Here is a 2459-nt window from a genome sequence, read left to right as displayed (position 1 = left end):
CTACCTCACCCACCCCACCTTCAACCGTTACCACTCTGAAACCGAGATGCTGCGGTATCTGTACCGCCTGCAAAACAAAGATCTCTCCCTGGCAACGGCGATGATTCCGCTGGGGTCTTGCACCATGAAGCTCAACGCCACCGCCGAAATGGTGCCCGTTACTTGGCCTGAGTTTGGCCAAATTCACCCCTTTGCCCCCGCCGAGCAGGCCCAGGGTTACCAGCAGTTGTTCAACGACTTAGAAACCTGGCTGGGCGAGATCACCGGGTTTGACGGCGTTTCGCTCCAGCCCAATGCTGGTGCCCAGGGAGAGTACACCGGGCTGCTGGTCATTCGTGAGTACCACCAGCAGCGAGGCGATACCCACCGCCATGTCTGCCTAATTCCGCAGTCGGCCCACGGCACTAACCCTGCCAGCGCTGTGATGGCGGGCATGAAAGTGGTGGCCGTCGCCTGCGACGAGGAGGGCAACATCGACGTGGCCGACCTCAGGGCTAAGGCCGAGAAACACAGCGAAAACCTGGCGGCCCTGATGGTGACCTACCCCTCCACCCACGGAGTATTTGAGGCGGGCATTGCCGAAATCTGTGCGATCGTTCATGGCCACGGCGGCCAGGTATACATGGATGGGGCCAATATGAATGCCCAGGTGGGCCTCTGCCGCCCCGCCGACTTTGGGGCCGATGTCTGCCATCTCAACCTGCACAAAACCTTCTGCATTCCCCACGGCGGCGGCGGGCCAGGCGTTGGCCCGATTGGGGTGAAGGCCCACCTGGTGCCCTATTTGCCGGGGCACAGTCTGGCCAGCGGAGTGGGCGGCAGCCAGGGCATTGGCGCGGTGACCTCGGCCCCCTGGGGTAGCGCCAGCATTCTGCCCATTTCGTGGATGTATGTAGCCATGATGGGCGGAGCGGGGCTAAAGCAGGCGACAGAGGTGGCCATTCTCAACGCTAACTACATCGCTCAGCGCCTGGCGGAGCATTACGACATTCTCTATACCGGGCAGAACGGACGGGTGGCCCACGAGTGCATTCTCGACCTGCGGCCCTTTAAAAAGTCTGCCGATGTGGGCGTGGAGGATGTGGCCAAACGGCTGATTGATTACGGCTTTCACCCGCCAACCATGTCGTGGCCGGTGGCGGGCACGCTGATGGTGGAGCCGACCGAAAGTGAGTCGATGGCAGAGCTAGACCGCTTCTGCGATGCCATGATTGCCATTCGCGCAGAAATTCGGGCGATTGAAGTGGGGGAGAGCGATCGCGACAACAACCTGCTCAAACACGCCCCACACACCGCCGCAGATCTCGTATCTGAGTGGCACCGCCCCTACAGCCGCGAGCAGGCCGTATTTCCAACCTCGTTTACCCGCAGCGCCAAGTTTTGGCCAGCGGTGAACCGGGTAGATCAGGCCTACGGCGATCGCAACTTGATCTGCTCCTGCGTGGGGATGGATGCCTATCGTGAAGCTTGAAACACGACTTGCTTAGGCCTCATGGGCATTTTGCTCTAGTCGAAAGCCAAACTTTGCGGGCCAAACGTGCGCCAAGTTGAGGCTTTCCTCCTAATCTAAAGGGGTTCATGTTCTGTAGATCAATGGCAGATGGCTAACATTCCTCAGCCTCAGGTGATTTTTTTAGATGCAGTTGGCACCCTGTTTGGGGTGAAGGGCAGCGTTGGTGCCATCTATGCTGATCTAGCTCAGCACCACGGCATCGAGGCTGATCCGGCGACCCTTAATCAAGCCTTTTTTCGAGCTTTTGAGGCGGCTCCCGAGATGGCTTTTCCGGGTAGTGACCCCGCTACGGTGCCCGAGCAAGAGTATTGCTGGTGGCGGGTCATTACTCAGCAGACCTTTAGCAGTGCCGGGGTACTCGATCGCTTTGTCGACTTCGACGGCTTTTTTGCCGATCTCTATGCCCACTTCGCTACCGCCGAACCCTGGGTAATCTACCCGGATGTTCCTCCGGCCCTCGAACGCTGGCGACGGCGCGGCATTGCCCTGGGGGTGATTTCAAACTTTGATACCCGGCTGTACCAGGTACTAGAAGAGCTAAACCTGGCCACCTACCTGAGTTCGGTTACCCTGTCTTCTGAGGCGGGGGCGGCTAAGCCCGACCCGCTGATTTTTGCCACCGCCCTGCAAAAGCACCGCTGCGATGCCAGCCAGGCCTGGCACGTAGGCGACAGCAAAAATGACGATCTAGAAGGGGCCAAAGCGGCTGGGCTGCACGGCATTTTGGTTCGGCGACCGACAACCTAGTACTCTGCGGCGCAAGTTTAGATACTCTTCTCCGGAGGCTAGAGAGCAGGGGGGCTAGGGAGCCAAGCAATTCGGAATGGTGGGTATATTTCAGCCGTCGAGTACTAAGCAAACTGGCTCAAAGGGGCTACGGTGAGCGGTGTACGATACACGGCAAACCTTGAACCGTACACCGTACACCTTCAACCCTGCACCCACC

At 59.0% G+C, this 2459-nt stretch carries 2 protein-coding genes; both read left to right on the top strand.

Annotated elements, in window-relative coordinates; all coding sequences use genetic code 11:
- A partial coding sequence (gene gcvP / locus IQ273_RS32525) for an aminomethyl-transferring glycine dehydrogenase (RefSeq protein ID WP_194027210.1) occupies window positions 1-1471 on the top strand: 1471 nt, incomplete at its 5' end.
- Between the two features lie 129 nt (window positions 1472-1600).
- Window positions 1601-2260 (top strand): HAD family hydrolase, encoded by a 660-nt coding sequence (locus tag IQ273_RS32520; protein WP_194027209.1) that lies wholly within the window; start codon window positions 1601-1603, stop codon window positions 2258-2260.
- The last annotated feature ends 199 nt before the right edge of the window (window positions 2261-2459 follow it).

It is taken from the genome of Nodosilinea sp. LEGE 07298 (genome assembly GCF_015207265.1).
Classification (GTDB): domain Bacteria; phylum Cyanobacteriota; class Cyanobacteriia; order Phormidesmidales; family Phormidesmidaceae; genus Nodosilinea.
Note: the sequence above shows the minus strand (reverse complement) of the source record. Positions and strands in the feature narration are given on the sequence as shown.